Origin of the sequence: Micromonospora chalcea, from assembly GCF_002926165.1 — a bacterium.
GTDB lineage: Bacteria > Actinomycetota > Actinomycetes > Mycobacteriales > Micromonosporaceae > Micromonospora > Micromonospora chalcea.
Window position 1 is genome coordinate 1 of the sequence record NZ_MAGP01000005.1, and the last position, 15,927, is coordinate 15,927.

13 protein-coding genes are annotated in these 15,927 nt (G+C 72.8%); 8 read left to right on the forward strand and 5 right to left on the reverse strand.

Annotated elements, in window-relative coordinates:
- Window positions 1-34 precede the first annotated feature (34 nt).
- From BAW75_RS01850 to BAW75_RS01875, 6 genes are all read left to right on the forward strand, one after another.
- Window positions 35-1,099 carry an alpha/beta fold hydrolase gene (locus tag BAW75_RS01850; RefSeq protein ID WP_104112417.1) on the forward strand — a complete coding sequence of 355 codons (1,065 nt, stop codon included), beginning with the start codon at window positions 35-37 and terminating at the stop codon, window positions 1,097-1,099.
- A gap of 123 nt (window positions 1,100-1,222) precedes the next feature.
- Window positions 1,223-3,013 (forward strand): 3-hydroxyacyl-CoA dehydrogenase family protein, encoded by a 1,791-nt coding sequence (locus tag BAW75_RS01855; RefSeq protein WP_104112418.1) that lies wholly within the window; start codon window positions 1,223-1,225, stop codon window positions 3,011-3,013.
- Window positions 3,014-3,054: 41 nt separating this feature from the next.
- Window positions 3,055-3,549, forward strand: a complete 495-nt coding sequence (locus BAW75_RS01860; RefSeq protein WP_104112419.1) for a SigE family RNA polymerase sigma factor — start codon at window positions 3,055-3,057, stop codon at window positions 3,547-3,549.
- The gene (locus BAW75_RS01865) at window positions 3,546-4,625 is read left to right on the forward strand and encodes a hypothetical protein (RefSeq protein WP_104112420.1); all 1,080 of its coding nucleotides are present in this window, start codon (window positions 3,546-3,548) and stop codon (window positions 4,623-4,625) included. The genes BAW75_RS01860 and BAW75_RS01865 overlap by 4 nt, the downstream gene beginning before the upstream one ends.
- A gap of 103 nt (window positions 4,626-4,728) precedes the next feature.
- The gene (locus BAW75_RS01870; protein WP_396797826.1) at window positions 4,729-5,055 is read left to right on the forward strand and encodes a hypothetical protein; all 327 of its coding nucleotides are present in this window, start codon (window positions 4,729-4,731) and stop codon (window positions 5,053-5,055) included.
- Between the two features lie 67 nt (window positions 5,056-5,122).
- Window positions 5,123-5,932: an alpha/beta hydrolase gene (locus BAW75_RS01875; RefSeq protein WP_064447817.1), complete on the forward strand. Its 810-nt coding sequence runs from the start codon at window positions 5,123-5,125 to the stop codon at window positions 5,930-5,932.
- Between the two features lie 4 nt (window positions 5,933-5,936).
- On the opposite strand, the gene BAW75_RS01880 is transcribed toward BAW75_RS01875, so the two are convergent.
- From BAW75_RS01880 to mce, 5 genes are all read right to left on the reverse strand, one after another.
- On the reverse strand, window positions 5,937-7,034 hold the full coding sequence (locus BAW75_RS01880; RefSeq protein WP_208635164.1) for an AI-2E family transporter: 1,098 nt from the start codon (window positions 7,032-7,034) through the stop codon (window positions 5,937-5,939).
- Between the two features lie 373 nt (window positions 7,035-7,407).
- Entirely contained in the window at window positions 7,408-9,504 is a 2,097-nt protein-coding gene (locus BAW75_RS01885) for a coiled-coil domain-containing protein (protein WP_104112423.1), read from the reverse strand.
- A gap of 172 nt (window positions 9,505-9,676) precedes the next feature.
- Window positions 9,677-10,927: a DivIVA domain-containing protein gene (locus tag BAW75_RS01890; RefSeq protein ID WP_104112424.1), complete on the reverse strand. Its 1,251-nt coding sequence runs from the start codon at window positions 10,925-10,927 to the stop codon at window positions 9,677-9,679.
- Window positions 10,928-11,191: 264 nt separating this feature from the next.
- A complete protein-coding gene (gene ccrA / locus BAW75_RS01895) occupies window positions 11,192-12,547 on the reverse strand; it encodes a crotonyl-CoA carboxylase/reductase (protein ID WP_043328733.1) in 1,356 nt (451 codons plus the stop codon).
- Window positions 12,548-12,847: 300 nt separating this feature from the next.
- The gene (gene mce, locus BAW75_RS01900; protein ID WP_064447814.1) at window positions 12,848-13,312 is read right to left on the reverse strand and encodes a methylmalonyl-CoA epimerase; all 465 of its coding nucleotides are present in this window, start codon (window positions 13,310-13,312) and stop codon (window positions 12,848-12,850) included.
- A 62-nt stretch (window positions 13,313-13,374) separates the two neighbouring features.
- Between mce and BAW75_RS01905 the strand changes: the two genes are divergently transcribed.
- Both BAW75_RS01905 and meaB read left to right on the forward strand, forming a co-directional pair.
- Window positions 13,375-14,568: an acetyl-CoA C-acetyltransferase gene (locus BAW75_RS01905; RefSeq protein ID WP_104112425.1), complete on the forward strand. Its 1,194-nt coding sequence runs from the start codon at window positions 13,375-13,377 to the stop codon at window positions 14,566-14,568.
- 78 nt (window positions 14,569-14,646) lie between these two features.
- The gene (gene meaB / locus BAW75_RS01910) at window positions 14,647-15,633 is read left to right on the forward strand and encodes a methylmalonyl Co-A mutase-associated GTPase MeaB (protein WP_420914973.1); all 987 of its coding nucleotides are present in this window, start codon (window positions 14,647-14,649) and stop codon (window positions 15,631-15,633) included.
- The last annotated feature ends 294 nt before the right edge of the window (window positions 15,634-15,927 follow it).

A 15,927-nucleotide genomic window follows, 5' to 3' on the forward strand; every position in this document is an offset into this window, starting at 1 on the left:
GACCGGGGGCGGGCGGCGGGGGGGGCATGCGCGGATGCGCAGCGCACGGCTCACGGTCCAGGCCAACGGCATCACCCAGGCGGTCCGCGTGGCCGGTCCGCCGGACGGCGTACCGGTCCTGCTGGTGCACGGCAACGTCTCCTCCTCCGCCTTCTGGGAGCCGCTGCTCGCCCGGCTGCCGGACACGCTCCGGGTGGTCGCCCCCGACCTGCGCGGCTACGGCGAGACCGACACCGCACCCGTTGACGCCACCAGGGGGCTCGACGACTTCGCCGACGACGTGGCCGCGTTGCTGGACGCCCCGGGGCTGTTCCCGCCCGGCGCCCGGCCGGTGGTGGCCGGGCACTCGCTCGGGGGCGGGGTGGCGATGCGGCTGCTCGTCGGCCACCCCGAGCGGGTGGCCGGGCTGCTGCTGGAGGCGCCGGTGTCCCCGTACGGCTTCGGCGGCACCCGGGACCTCGACGGCAACCCCACCACGCCCGACTTCGCCGGCACCGGCGCCGGTGGCGCGAACCCGGACTTCGTGGCGCGGCTCGCCGCCGGTGGCCGGAGCGCCGACGGCCCGACCAGCCCGCGGGCGGTGCTGCGCGCCGCGTACGTGGCCGACCCGGCCTCGCTGGGCGAGCACGAGGACCTGCTGCTGGACAGCATGCTGACCACCGCCACCGGGGACGACAACTACCCGGGCACCGCGGTGGCCTCGGCGCACTGGCCGGGGACCGCCGCCGGGCCGCGCGGCGTCCTCAACGCGTTGGCCCCGGCCCACTTCCGGCTCGCCGACGAGCTGGTCGCCGTGCCGGTCAAGCCGCCGGTGACCTGGGTACGCGGAGACGCCGACGTGATCGTCTCCGACACCTCGCTGTTCGACCTGGCGTACCTCGGTCAGCTCGGCGTGGTGCCCGGCTGGCCGGGCCCGCAGGAGTGCCCGCCGCAGCCGATGGTGGGGCAGACCCGCGCGGTGCTGGACCGGTACGCGGCGGCCGGCGGGACGTACCGTGAGGTGGTGCTGCCCGGGTGCGGGCACAGTCCGCACCTGGAGCGGCCGGCGGAGTTCGTCGCCGAACTGCTGGCGCTGGCCGGGGAGAACGCCACCGGCTGAGGCGCGGTGCGTGAAATATCCCACGGCGTCTCGACAACACAGCGTCACGTGGCAGACTCCGGCGCATAACCTTAGCGGCCGTTCATGTCGCGGACGGCGGAGTCGAGCCAGGGGAGGCCGGTCGTGGCGCGGGAGTTCACCAGGGTGGGCGTGGTGGGTCTGGGCACCATGGGTGCCGGCATCGTGGAGGTGTTCGCCCGCAACGGCCTCGACGTCACAGCCGTCGAGATCTCCGAGGCCGCCCTGGAGCGGGGCCGGGTCACGCTGACCGGCTCCACCGATCGGGCCGTCGCCAAGGGCAAGCTCGCCGAGGCCGAGCGGGACGCGCTGCTGGCGCGGGTCGACTTCCGGGTCGGCCTGGACGCGCTGCACGACGTGGACCTGGTGATCGAGGCGGTGCCCGAGCACCTGGACCTCAAGCAGCGGATCTTCGCCGAGCTGGACCGGGTCTGCAAGCCCGAGGCGATCCTGGCCACCAACACGTCCTCGCTGAGCGTCACCGAGATCTCCGTCGCCACCTCCCGGCCCAACCAGGTCATCGGCATCCACTTCTTCAACCCGGCCCCGGTGATGAAGCTGGTCGAGGTGGTCCGCACGGTCGTCACCTCGGCCGACGTGGTCGCCGACGTGGAGGCGCTCTGCGAGCGGCTCGGCAAGGTCGACGTGACGATCAGCGACCGGGCCGGCTTCATCGCCAACGCGCTGCTGTTCGGTTACCTGAACCACGCGGTCGGCATGTTCGAGGCCCGCTACGCCACCCGCGAGGACATCGACGCCGCCATGAAGCTCGGCTGCGGCCTGCCGATGGGCCCGCTGGCGCTGATGGACCTGATCGGTCTGGACACCGCGTACGAGATCCTCGACACGATGTACCGGCGCGGCGGCCGGGACCGGCGGCACGCCCCCGCCCCGCTGCTCAAGCAGATGGTCACCGCCGGGCTGCTCGGCCGGAAGTCCGGTCGCGGCTTCTATACCTATGAGCGGCCGGGCTCGCCGAAGGTCGTACCCGACGAGTACACGCCGCCGGCCGGTGACGCCGCGCTCGCCGACGGCGCCCGCGCCATCGCGAAGGTCGGCGTGGTCGGCTCCGGCACCATGGCCACCGGCATCATCGAGGTCTTCGCGAAGGCCGGCTACGAGGTCATCTCGGTGACCCGGGGCGCGGAGAAGTCCGCGAAGGTCTGCGAGGCGGTAAAGACCTCGCTCAACAAGGGCGTGGTGCGGGGCAAGCTCAGCGAGACCGACCGGGACGCCGCGCTGGGCCGGATCACCTGGTCCGCGACGCTGGACCACCTGGCCGACGTCGACCTGGTGGTCGAGGCCGTGATCGAGGAGCTGAGCGTCAAGAAGGCGCTGTTCGCCAGCCTCGACGAGATCTGCAAGCCGGGCGTCGTGCTCGCCACCACCACCTCGTCGCTGCCGGTGATCGACGTGGCGATGGCGACCCAGCGCCCGGCCGACGTGATCGGCCTGCACTTCTTCAACCCGGCGCCGATCATGCCGCTGGTGGAGATCGTGCGGACCATCCGCACCTCCGCCGAGACGTCGGCCACCGCCCGCGCGGTCTGCGCGACGCTCGACAAGACCGGCGTGGTCTGCGGCGACCGGTCCGGCTTCATCGTCAACGCGCTGCTCTTCCCGTACCTGAACGACGCGGTGCGGATGCTGGAGGCCAGCTACTCGACCGCCGACGACATCGACTACGCGATGAAGCTCGGCTGCGGTTACCCGATGGGCCCGTTCGAGCTGCTCGACGTGGTCGGCCTGGACGTCTCGCTGGCCATCCAGCGGGAGCTGTACCTGGAGCTGCGCGAGCCCGGCTTCGCCCCGGCGCCGCTGCTGGAGCACCTGGTGACGGCCGGCTACCTGGGCCGCAAGTCCGGCCGCGGGTTCCGCGACCACACCCGGCGCTGACCGCCGTCAACAGCCGGGTCCGGTGACGGCGTCTACCGGGTGTGACCTTCGAGGAGTACGTCGGCAGCCGCGGCCCGGCGCTGTTGCGTCTGGCCCGGCTGCTGACCGGCGACGCGCACCGCGCCGAGGACCTGACCCAGGAGGTGCTGGCGCGCGCGTACGTGCACTGGCGCAAGATCGCCCGGGCCGACCGGCCCGACGTGTACGTGCGCCGGATGCTCGTCAACGCCAACACGTCCTGGTGGCGGCGGCGGTCCAGCCATGAGCTGGCCGTCGACACGTTCGCCGACCGGCCCGAACGCGGCGACCTCGGCGGCGAGGCGGCGGACCGGGACGAGATGTGGGGGCTGATCCGCGCCCTCCCGGACCGCCAGCGCGCCGTCCTGGTGCTGCGCTACTACGAGGACCTGGACGACGCCACGATCGCCCAGATCCTCGACTGCTCCCCGGTCACCGTCCGCACCCACGCGATGCGGGCGCTCGCCCACCTCCGGGAGCGCTGCGGCGTCCCGATGACAAAGGGGAGCCGGCTGTGACCGACCTCGACCAGCGAATCGTCTCGGTGTTGCGGGAGCACGCCGAGGGCGAGACAGACACCGGACGCCTGCTGCGCCGCTCCCGCGCGCTCGGCCGGCGCCGGCAGGTACGCCGCCGACTCACCGCCGGCACCGCGCTCGCCCTGGTCGGCGTGCTCGGCTTCACCGGCGTGGTACGCGCGGACGTGGGCGGGCTGGCCGGGCGGATGCCCTGGACGGCCGCGACGCCGGAGGTGGCGCCACCCCCGGTGCCGCCGTTCGCCGGCGGGGTGCCCGGGGCGCTTCAGCGTCCCGATCTGGTCGGTACCGATCCGCAGGTGCTGCACCTGGGCGTCGACACCACCCGGGCCCGCTATCTGGGCTGGTCCGTCCACAGCTCGAACGCGGTCGAGTCGATCCGACTCAGCGCCGACGGCGGACAGCCGGTCCTGCTCGAGGTGAGTCCGGTGGCGAAGGCGCTCGACGACACCTCGATCGAGGGTTTCCCGGTGCAGGCCGTCAGCGGCCGGCTGAAATTCGACGGTGGCGTGCTGCGCGTCGCCGGTACCGACGGTCTGGTCAAGTCATGGCAGCCCTTCCCCGGTCTCTACGCCCGGGCCGCCACGCTTCGCGGTGACGTGGCCGCCTTGGACCGGGTCGCCGGCCTGGTGCGCTGGGACGAGGCCCGGCGATGCACCGGGCCGGTGCGGCTGACCACGTTGCCGGCGAACGCGGCGGTGACGGCATGCGCGGTGGACGCGGCCGCCTTTCCGAAGGGCCTCACGGTTCAGCTCACCGTCGCCCGGGCGCCCTCCTCGACCATGTGGTTGCGGCTGATCTACGGGGCGGAGATGGGGGAGGACAAGGGCCGCGCCAGCAACCGCGACCTGGGTGGCCGCCCGGGCTTCCGCTATCCGAACGGCAACCGCCTGGAACTGCTCGGCCTGCCCAAGGTGCGCTTGACAGTCGACTTCGCCTGGCCCTTCCCCGGCGAGGGACCCCCGGGGCAGGTGAACTTCACCGAGGCCGACGCGGCGACCGTGCTGACCGGAGCGAAGGTGGCGGCAGACCTCACCCGTCCGCAGACCTGGCCCTGACCGGCCACCCGAGCGATCTTGGTACGGAACGGCCCTTGGAAGGGCGTACCCGTACCAAGATCGCTCGGGCCGGTCCGGCCGGCGGCCCGTACGCTTGGTGACCGTGAGCCCCCGTCGCAACCGCCCCCGCCGGGACGAGATCGCCGCCGTGGACGGCGAGCGTGCCCGCCACGGCGTACCGACAGTGCAGCAGTGGCGCGACGGCGACTGGCAGGTACGCGCGATCAGCGGCGGCGCATCGGTCAAGACGTACCGTTGTCCCGGCTGTGACCAGGAGATCCGGCCGGGCGTGGCGCACCTGGTGGCCTGGCCGGCCGACGACCGGGGCGACCTGACCGACCGCCGGCACTGGCACTCCGGCTGCTGGCGGGCCCGGGACCGGCGCGGCCCGAACCTCCAGCGCGGCCGGGGCGCCCCGCGCTACGGCTGAGCGATCTGGATCACCCGGTTCCCGTCCCACTGGGCGGCGGGGCCGCCGACACGGGAGACTGGCAGGCGTGAGCACTCCGATTCGCGCGTCGTCGATCCTGCCCGGCCGCCGGGAGGACATCGAGCTGCACACCGCCGACGGGCTGACGCTCGTCGGTGAGCTGGCCCGGCCGCTGGAGGGCGAGCCGTCCGCCACCCTGGTCTGCCTGCACCCGCTGCCCACCCACGGCGGGATGATGGACAGCCACGTGTTCCGCAAGGCGGCCTGGCGCCTACCCGCGCTGGCCGGCCTGGCCGTGCTCCGGTTCAACACCCGGGGCACCAGCAGCGTCCGCGGCACCAGCGAGGGCGCCTTCGACGGCGCCGTCGGCGAGAAGTTCGACGTGGCCGCCGCGATCGAGTACGCCGAGTTCCACGAACTGCCGAACATCTGGCTGGTCGGGTGGTCGTTCGGCACCGACCTGGCGTTGAAGTACGGCTGCGACCCGGCGGTGGCCGGCGCGATCCTGCTCTCCCCGCCGCTGCGCTACTCCGCCCCGGAGGACCTGGCGGTCTGGGCCGAGACGGGCAAGCCGCTCACGGCCCTGGTCCCCGAGTTCGACGACTACCTGCGGCCGGAGGAGGCCGGGCAGCGGTTCGCCGCCGTCCCGCAGGCCGAGGTGGTCGGCGTGGACGGTGCCAAGCACCTCTGGGTCGGCGACGCGGAGAAGGTGCTGGACGAGATCGTCCGGCGGGTCGCCCCGGGCGTACCGCTGCCGCTGCCCACCACCTGGGACGGCCCGATGGAGACCGGCGACGTCAGCGCGTACGCGGACCGCACTGTCGCCGCGTTCGCCGACACCCCGGTGCCCGGCCCGGCCCAGCGGCGCGCCGAGTAACGGCTCAGCGGGCGTCCTGGCGGGGTAGCACCACCTCGCGCAGGATCAGCTGCAACGCGGCCACCGTGGGAATCGCGATGAGCGCGCCCACCACGCCCAGCAGCGCCACCCCGAGCAGCGCGGCCAGCAACGCGGCCACCTCGTTCACCGAGACCGCCCGACGCATGATCTTCGGGTAGATCAGGTAGTTCTCCACCTGCTGGTAGACCACGAAGAACACCAGGCAGGCGATGCCCACCGGCAGGTCGGTGGCGAGCCCGACGAGCGTCACCACCACCGCGCCCAGCGTCGCGCCGATCTGCGGGATCAGGTCGGTCACCGCGACCACCACGGCCAGGGCGAACGGGTACGGCAGGCCGACCGCCAGCGCGAACACGAACGTGCTGACCCCGGCCAGCACCGCGATGGCGAGCGCGCCCACCATGTACGCGCCGACCCGGGTCAGGATCTCGTCGCCGATCAGCCGGACCCGCTCCCGGCGCGAGCGCGGCACCAGCGCGTACCCGAGTTCGCGCAGCCGGTCGAAGTACGCCAGGAAGTAGATCGTCAGCACCAGCACGGTGAGCAGGCGGAAGAGCGTCCCGAAGATCAGTTGCGCGCCGCCGAGCACCCCGCCGAGCGCCCGCCCGACGTTGTCCGCGTTCGCCGCCGCCTGGACCCGCTCCATCACGTCGTACCGGATCACCAGGTCGTTGACAGTGGGGTTGCGGCGCAGCTCCTCGACGTACCCGGGTAGCTGCTGGATGAACTGGCCGGACTGGGTCACCACCGGCGGCACCAGCGCCAGCAGCCCGGCGACGATCAGCAGCAGCAGGGTGAGTGTCACGACTGCCACCGCCAGCCCGCGCGGCAGGCCCCAGTTGCGCAGCCGGACCACCGCCGGGTGCAGGCCGACCGCGAGGAACAGCGCGATCACCACGAGCACCAGGATGCCGGCCGCGTTCCGCACGCCCAGGAACAGCGCGTACGCCAGCAGCACGCCGAGCGCGCCGGTGAAGCCGATCAGGAAGGCGCTGCGCCGTAGCGGGCGCCCCGGCACGCCGAACCGGCCGCTCGGCTCGAACTCGGCCGGCTCGACGTCGGTCGGCCGCTCACTGCTCATGCCGATCCGCGCTTGCTCCGCGGTGCGCGTCATCTCACTTGCGGTGCCCGTGGTGTCGCTTGCGGGCTTCGCGTCGCCGGTGGGGAAGCCGGAGGTGTTCCCGTCCGCGGCCTCGTCGTCTCGGGCGGCGGACCCCTCCTGTGACACCCGTGCCTCCCCGCTGCCCGGCTCGCCCGCCGGTGACGTCCACGGCCGACGCGCGGCCCTCTGCCCGCAGGGTAGTCCTCGCCGTCCGCCCCGACCATCCCACCACCGCCACCCGCCGGGCCGTCCGGCGGGCCGCCCTGGGGCGGGTCGCTCGCCAGTTCGGGGAAGTGGTGTGGTCCGGGTGGGGCGGATGCCGCCACCTCCCCGATCCGGCGCGGCGGGTGGGTCAGTCCTTGTCGACCGTCACCGTGCTGGGCTTGGCGCTGCGCTCGTCGGTGGTCGGCTTGGTCGGGCGCTTGCCGTTCTCACCGGTGCTGGTGATCTTCGTGGGGGTGGCGCCCCGCCCGCCCTCACCCGGCACGGCGGCAACAGTGGGCTCGCCGTCGACGCCCGCCCCGCCGGGGGAGTCCATCGTGGTCACCGGCTCGCCGACCGGCTTCGCCTTGCCCGCCTCGGCGGGCTCGCCGTCACCAGTGGCCGGCCCGGCGCCGTTGGGGACCGCGGTGGCGGTGCCCTTCGCGGCCACCGGCGCACCTCCGCCGGCCGGGGTGTCGCAGACGCTCTCCGCGCCGCTGGTGACCAACGTGCCCTCGGCGGCCGGCGTGCCGTCGTCCGTGGACCGGCCGGTGGAGGCGGCGGCGAGGTCGTCCGGGTCGACCGGGGTGGCCGTGATGCCGGCCGAGTCGGCGTCGCGCCGCAGGTCCGCGAGCTGCCGCTGCAGGTCGTCGGACTCCTGCCGCGACTTCCACGTCTCGGTACGCAGGTCGGCCAGCTCCTGCTGCGCCTTGGCGATCTCCAGCATCACACCGGCGAGCTGCTGCCGGCCGGCGGCCACCTCCTGCTGGGTCGCGGCCAGGTGCTGCTGCGTCGTGGCGAGGTGCTGCTGGGTGGTGGCCGCGTACTCCTCGAACTGGCGGCGCGAGGCCGCGACGTGCTCGTCGGCCTTGCGGCGCTGCGCGGTGGCGTCCGCCTCGGCCCGGCGCAGCAGCTCGGCGGCCTCCAGCTCGGCCTGCTGCCGCATGCTCAGCGCGTCGGCCTCGGCGGCCTGCCGGACGTCGGCGGCGGTGCGCTCGATCTCGTCGCGGCGCGTGGTGTACGCCTGTTCCAGCTCCTCCTGCCGCTTGGCGTGCTGCTTGTCCAGCTCGTCGCGGCGCTTGGCGAACTCCTGCTCGGCGGCGGCCCGGCGCTGGGCCAGCTCCTTCTCGGCGCTGTCCCGCCGCTCGGCGACCTCCTGCTCCACCCCGGCCCGCCAGGCGCCCAGCTCCTGCTGGGTCTGGGCGCGGGACTGCTGCACGTACGCCTCGGTCTCGGTGCGCATGCGCTGCACGTACGCCTCGACCTCGGCGCGGTTGCGCTTGCCGGCCTCGGCGGCCTCGGTGGTGAGCCGGTTGGCCTCGGTGCGGGCCCGGCCGCGGGTGGCCTTGGCCGCCTCCTCCGCGTCGTCCACGATCTTCTTGGCCTCGGCGAGCGCCTTGGCGTGCGTGGCCCGGCCGGCCTCGGCGGCGGCGTCGGTGAGCCGCTTGGCCTCCTGCTGGCCCTTGGCGTGCACCTCCTTGGCCGCCTCGCGGAGCTGGTTCGCCTCCTGCTGGGCCTTCGCCAGCGCCTCCTTGGCCGTCTCGCGCAGCCGGGCGGCCTCCTGCTGTGCCCGGGAGTGGATCTCCTTGGCGGTGTCGCGGAGCTGGGTGGCCTCCTGCTGGGCCTTCGCCAGCGCGTCCTGGGCGGTCCGGCGCAGCTTCTCCGCCTCGTCCCGGGCGGCGGCGCGCATTTTCTCCGACTCGTCCTGCGCGCTCTTGCGCAGCGTCGCCGACTCGTCCTTCGCGGCCTTCAGCGTGGCCTCGGCCTCGGCCTTGCGGGCGGCGGTGTGCCGCTCCTCCTCGCTCCGGCGGGCGGCCAGCGCGATCTCGAAGTCCTTCAGCGCCTGGGCGGCCTGCTCCCGGGCCTCCTCGACGATGTGCTCGGCGGCGGCCCGGCGGGCCTCGATCTCCTCGTTGGCGGCGGCGAGGATGTCGTCGGCCTGCTCCTCGGCCATGGTGAGGATCTGCTCGACACGCGGGCCCAGGTGCCGGAACGACGCCCGGTCCACCACCGCCGCCTGCTTGCGCACCTGGGCCAGGTCGCGCTGGAGCACCTCGACCTGACCGGCCAGCTTGTGGATCTGCGTGTACGCCTGTTCCCGCTCGGTCGTCAGCGCCGCGATCTCGTGCTCCGCGCGAGCGACGTAGCGGTCGACCTGCCGTTTCTCGTACCCCCGCAGGGCGGACTCGAAGCTGGGCTCCGTCGTCACGTCCCCGCCGAGCGCGAACAGTTCCTCGCCGTGCGACATGACCCCATCCTCACACGCATCCGGCTCTGCTGGGGCGATACGGACGCCCCTTCTGGGAGCTACTTCACCCTCCCGGCGAAACGGGCCCGCACAGCATGACGGCGCGAGGCGACACCGGTCACCCGGTGTCACCCCGCGCCGTGGCTCATGCCCCCGACAGCGGGTGTAACGGTCAGCCGGCCGACTCGGCCGTCACCTTCTGCCCGGAGGCGTCGGCCTTCGGGGTGTCGCCCTTGCCGCCGGCCGGCACGCCCGGCACGATGCCGGCCAGGCCGGACAGCATCTGCCCGAGCTGCGAGGTGACCGCGTCCTTCTGGCGGGTGAGGTCCTCGACCTCGCGGCGGGCCGCCTGCGTGGTCAGCTCGGCCTCGGTACGGGCCTCGTTGAGCACCCGCTGCGCCTCGGCGCGCGCCTCGTTGAGCGTCTTGTCGGCCAGCGCCTTGGCCTTGTCGACGGTCTCGTTGGCGGTGCGCTCGGACTCGACCCGGCGGGCCTCGGCCCGCTGCTCGATCTCCTTGGCCCGCTCCTGCGCGGCGCGGGCGCGCTGCTCGGCCTCGTTCACCAGCTTCTGGGTCTGCGCGACCTGGGCGGCGTGCCGCTCCGACTCCTCGCGCTCGGCCTTCTCCCGCCGCTCGGCGAGCTGGAGCTCCAGCGCCTGCAGGTCCTTGTCGCGCTTGTCGCGCGCGTCGGTGAGCAGCTTGGTCGCCTCGGCGCGCTTCTCCTCGGCCTCCCGGGCGGCCTTGGCCCGCTGCTGGGTGATCTCCCGCTCGGCGGTGGCGCGCAGCGTGGCGACCTCGCGCTCGACAGTCGACTTCAGCTCGGCCACCTCGTGCGCGGTGACCGTACGCAGCTGCTTGGTCTCGCGGTCGCCGTCGGCGCGCAGCGTGTCGGCCTCGCGGCGGGCCTGCACCCGGACCTCGGCGGCCTCGCGCTCGGCGGCGGTACGGACGCTGCCGGCCTCGCGCTCGGCGGTCGCCTTCATGGCGGCGGCCTCGGCGCGGGCCTTGTCGGTGATCTCACGCGCCTCGAGGCGGGCGGCGGAGAGGATGCCCTCCGACTCGCGCTTGGCCTCGTTGCGGTGGTCGTTGGCCTGCTCCTCGGCCAGCCGCAGGATCTGCTCGACGCGAGTGCCGAGGCCGGACAGGGTCGGCCGGCTGTTCTCCTCGAGCTGCTTGTTGGTCTCGGTGAGCTTCTGCTCGAGCGCGCTCTGGCGCTGCTCGGCCTGCCGCAGCCGGCGCTGAGCGTCGTTCATCCGCTGCTCGGCCTCGGCGCGGGCCTGCTCGGACTGGCTCAGGGCGGCGGTGAGGCGGCCGATGAAGTCGTCCACCTGGTTGGTGTTGTAACCGCGCAGGCCAACGGTGAAATCGGGCTGTGAGTTCGCGTTATCGAAGAACGCAAGAGGGGAGGACTGCTGCTGGGGCATTGGGACATACTGGCAGACGCCCCAGGGTGGTTCGCAAGAGCGGTCGGCACCTTTCGCGTCCTGTTTACATGGTCAACTCGGCCGCCCGGCGGGACCGGACCAATAGGCGATCTTGGCAGCTCCCGGGCGGGTCGGGCGGGTCGGGCTTCTGCGGGGAAGGCGGCGCGAAAAGGGCCGCGGGTTCGACACCCACGGCCCTTTGTGCGTACGCCGGTCGAATGGCGCCCGGGTCGGCCGGAAAGGCAATCCGGGACGACCGTACGGTCAGTGACCGCGGAAGCGGTTGATCGCGCTTTCGTGCCGCGCGCGCATCTCGGTGTCCCGGACGCCCAGTCCGTCGGCGGGGGCGAGGCATCGCACGCCGACCTTGCCCTGGTGCGCGTTGCGGTGCACCTCGTACGCGGCCTGGCCGGTCTGCTCCAGCGCGTACGTCTTCGACACGGTCGGGTGCACCTTGCCGAGCGCGACCAGCCGGTTTGCCTGCCACGCCTCGTGGTAGTTGGCGAAGTGGCTGCCGACGATCCGCTTGAGGTGCATCCACAGGTAGCGGTTGTCGTACTGGTGCATGTAGCCGCTGGTGGAGGCGCAGGTGACGATCGTGCCGCCCTTCTTGGCGACGTAGACGCTGGCGCCGAACGTCTCCCGGCCCGGGTGCTCGAAGACGATGTCCGGGTCCTCGCCGCCGGTCAGCTCGCGGATGCGCTCACCGAAGCGGCGCCACTCGTCCTGGTCCTGGGTCTGCTCGTCGGACCAGAACTTGAACCCCTCGGCGGTGCGGTCGATGACCAGCTCGGCGCCCATCTTGCGGCACAGCTCGGCCTTCTCCGGCGAGGAGACCACGCAGACCGGGATCGCGCCGCCGTTGAGCGCCATCTGGGTGGCGTACCCGCCGAGGCCGCCGGACGCGCCCCAGATCAGCACCACGTCGCCCTGCTTCATGTTCGCGCCGTGGTGCGAGACGAGCTGCCGGTACGCGGTGGAGTTGACCAGCCCCGGGCTGGCCGCCTCCTCCCAGCTCAGGTGGCGCGGCTTCGGCATCAGCTGGTTGGCCTTGACGATCGCCAGCTCGGCCAGGCCGCCGAAGTTGGTCTCGAAGCCCCAGATCCGCTGCTGCGGGTCGAGCATCGTGTCGTCGTGACCGGCGGAGTCCTCCAGCTCGACCGACAGGCAGTGCGCGACCACCTCGTCGCCGGCCTTCCACTTGGTCACGCCCGGCCCGGTGCGCAGCACGACGCCGGCGGCGTCCGAGCCGACCACGTGGTACGGCAGGTCGTGGCGGCGGGTCAGCTCGGAGAGCCGGCCGTAGCGCTGGAGGAACTTGAACGTGGGCAGCGGCTCGAAGATGCTCGTCCACACCGTGTTGTAGTTGATCGCGCTGGCCATCACCGCGACGAGCGCCTCACCCGGGCCCAGCTCGGGGGTGGGCACCTCCTGCACGTGCAGCGCCTTGCGCGGGTCCTTGTCGCGGGTGGCCATGCCCTCGAACATGCGGGTGTCCTCGGCGCGCACCACCACGCCCCGGTAGCTCTCCGGTACGGGCAGGCCGGCGAGCCCGGCGAGCTCCCGCTCCGGCTGCGACGAACCCTCCGCCGCCATGATCGCTTCGAGGATGTCCTGCACGGTGACCTCCCGTTTGTCCGCACCCGCACACCGCGGGCAGGGGTGCTGCCATCGTCGGCGCCGGTGCGACGGGACCGCCATGTCGGCAATCGACACATTCGGCACCGGTCGCCGCTGCTGTTCGGGCGGACGTTACTTAACGGTAGCTAAAGCAGGAACCCCTCTGTGAAAAACTGCATCGGCCGATGCGTGGAGGTGTACGTGGGAACGTGCAAGCGCGCACTGCCGCGCGCGTTCCCACTTGTTAGGAAGGGCCCCTTCTTGACAGACGTCTGTTAAGAAGGGGCCCTTCCTTGCGCATCAGGCGGGCTGGACCAGCTCGATCAGCACGCCACCGGCGTCCTTCGGGTGCACGAAGTTGACCCGGGAGTTCGACGTGCCGCGCCGCGGAGCGTCGTAGAGCAGCCGCACGCCACGCTCGCGCAGCGCCGCGCAGGCCACGTCGATGTCCGCCACCGTGTACGCCACCTGCTGGATGCCGGGACCGCGCTTGTCCAGGAACTTGCCGATCGTGGTGTCCGGGGACAACGGCGCGAGCAGCTGCACCATGCCGCCGGACGCGTCCGGCCCGACCGCCAGCATCGCTTCGCGTACGCCCTGCTCCTCGTTCGTCTCGGTGTGCACGCAGCGCATGCCGAAGGTGCGCTGGTAGAAGTCGATCGCGGCGTCCAGGTCGCCGACGGCGATCCCGACGTGGTCGATGCGGCGCAGCCCGATGTCTGTGACAAACTCGGCAGCGGGCTCGACGGGGGAGTTCTCAGCCATGACGCTAGTCTGACCGAACAATCGTTAAGGCGTACAGGTCGGCACCCCCTCGGAGGCAGGCAATGGCTTCGGTGATCGTCAGCGGCGCGCGGACCCCGATGGGGCGCCTGCTGGGCAACCTCAAGGACCTCCCCGCGACCAGGCTCGGTGGCATCGCGATCAAGGCGGCGCTGGAGCGCGCCGGCGTCGCGCCCGAGCAGGTCCAGTACGTGATCATGGGGCAGGTGCTCCAGGCCGGCGCCGGGCAGATCCCGGCCCGGCAGGCCGCCGTCGAGGCCGGCATCCCGATGTCCACCCCGGCGCTGACCGTCAACAAGGTCTGCCTCTCCGGGCTGGACGCGATCGCGCTGGCCGACCAGCTCATCCGGGCCGGCGAGTTCGACGTCGTGGTGGCCGGCGGCATGGAGTCGATGACCAACGCCCCGCACCTGCTGCTCGGCCAGCGCTCGGGCTACAAGTACGGCGACGTGGCGGTCAAGGACCACATGGCGCTGGACGGCCTCACCGACGCCTGGGACTGCTGCTCGATGGGCGAGTCCACCGAGCGGCACGGCGCGAAGCACGGCATCACCCGCGAGGAGCAGGACGCGTTCGCCGCGGCCAGCCACCAGCGCGCCGCCGCCGCGCAGAAGAACGGCCACTTCGCCGACGAGATCACCCCGGTGGTCATCCCGCAGCGCAAGGGCGAGCCGCTGGTGATCAGCGAGGACGAGGGCATCCGGCCGGACACCACCGCCGAGTCGCTCGGGAAGCTGCGCCCCGCCTTCACCAAGGACGGGACCATCACCGCCGGCAGCTCCTCGCCGATCTCCGACGGCGCCGCCGCGGTCGTGGTGATGAGCAAGGCCAAGGCCAAGGAGCTGGGGCTCACCTGGCTGGCCGAGATCGGCGCCCACGGCAACGTGGCCGGCCCGGACAACTCCCTGCACTCGCAGCCGTCCAACGCGATCAACCACGCCCTGAAGAAGGGCGGCCTGAGCATCGACGACCTCGACCTCATCGAGATCAACGAGGCGTTCGCGGCGGTCGGCATCCAGTCCGCCCGTGACCTCGGCGTCGATGCCGACAAGGTGAACGTCAACGGCGGCGCGATCGCGCTCGGCCACCCGATCGGCATGTCCGGCGCCCGGCTCGTGCTCACGCTGGCGATGGAGCTGAAGCGCCGGGGCGGTGGCACCGGCGCGGCGGCGCTCTGCGGCGGTGGCGGGCAGGGCGACGCGCTGATCATCCACGTGCCGACCGGTGACGAGAGCTGATAGCTGATACCTGTGAGTGACGTACAGAACGCCCCGGCGGCGGCCACCGGCCCGGTGCGCCGCAGCCGGGACGTACCCATGCTTGTCGAGCGGGCCCGCGCGGGCGACCCCCGCGCGGTGGCCCGGCTGATCACCCTGGTCGAGTCCGGCGACGAGGTGCTGCCGCAGGTCGCGGCGGCGCTCGCGCCGTACGCCGGGCAGGCCCAGGTCGTCGGCCTGACCGGCTCGCCCGGGGTGGGCAAGTCGACCACCACGAACGAGCTGGTCCGGGCGTTGCGGGCGCGCGGTCACCGGGTCGGCGTGCTGGCGATCGACCCGTCCAGCCCGTTCACCGGTGGGGCCATCCTCGGCGACCGGGTCCGGATGCAGGACCACGCGACCGACCCGGGCGTCTACATCCGCTCGATGTCCAGCCGGGGCCACCTGGGCGGGCTCTCCGCGGCCACGCCGCAGGCGGTGCGGGTGCTGGAGGGCGCGGGCTGCGACGTGGTGCTGGTCGAGACCGTCGGCGTCGGGCAGGCCGAGGTGGAGGTGGCCTCGCTCGCCGACACCACGCTGGTGCTGCTCGCGCCGGGCATGGGCGACGCGATCCAGGCGGTCAAGGCCGGCATCCTGGAGATCGCCGACGTCTTCGTGGTCAACAAGGCCGACCGGGACGGCGCCGACGCCACCGTCCGCGACATCCAGGGCATGATCGCGCTCGGCGAGCGCGGGCCGGGGGAGTGGCGGCCGCAGGTGGTGCGCTCGATCGCCGCCCGCGCCGAGGGCATCGACGACATCGCCGCCGCGATCGACAAGCACCGCGACTGGCTGGAGCGCCACGGCGAGCTGCGCCGCCGCCGGGAGACGCGGGCCGCCGCCGAGATCGAGGCGATCGCGCTGGGCGTCCTGCGCGCGCGGATCGGCTCGCTGCGCGACGGTACGCAGCTCCCGACGCTCGCCGCCAAGGTGGCCGAGGGCGCCATCGACCCGTACGCGGCGGCCACCGCGATCTTCTCGACCACCTCGTCCGACACCGAAGTGCTCCCGCCCGCGACCACGCCAGGTGTCACCGGCAGCTCCTGAGTAGCGTCGTGCTCCACGCGCCCCACCCTCCCTCGTCCGGGGGAGCGTACATCGACCGTCGATCATGGAGTTGCGGCCCCGACAGAAGCCGCGAAACAGGCGCTCCCGGGGCCGCAACTGCAAGATCGCGGGGTTGTGGGGGTGGCGTGGGCCCGAGGTTCGGCGAGCGCCTCCCGTCACGCGAGATCGGCGTTCCGCCAGGTGGGAGCGGTGGAGATCTTGGTACGAAAGGGCCCCTATGGGGGCCGATTCGTACCAAGATCTCCACCGCTCCCACCTGGCGGAACGCCGATC

Coding starts and splice junctions, on each gene's coding strand:
- BAW75_RS01890 (WP_104112424.1), bottom strand. CDS start 10,927: ATGCCCCAGCAGCAGTCCTCCCCTCTTGCGTTCTTCGATAACGCGAAC.
- BAW75_RS01850 (WP_104112417.1), top strand. CDS start 35: ATGCGCAGCGCACGGCTCACGGTCCAGGCCAACGGCATCACCCAGGCG.
- BAW75_RS01880 (WP_208635164.1), bottom strand. CDS start 7,034: ATGAGCAGTGAGCGGCCGACCGACGTCGAGCCGGCCGAGTTCGAGCCG.
- mce (WP_064447814.1), bottom strand. CDS start 13,312: ATGGCTGAGAACTCCCCCGTCGAGCCCGCTGCCGAGTTTGTCACAGAC.
- BAW75_RS01885 (WP_104112423.1), bottom strand. CDS start 9,504: ATGTCGCACGGCGAGGAACTGTTCGCGCTCGGCGGGGACGTGACGACG.
- meaB (WP_420914973.1), top strand. CDS start 14,647: ATGCTTGTCGAGCGGGCCCGCGCGGGCGACCCCCGCGCGGTGGCCCGG.
- BAW75_RS01905 (WP_104112425.1), top strand. CDS start 13,375: ATGGCTTCGGTGATCGTCAGCGGCGCGCGGACCCCGATGGGGCGCCTG.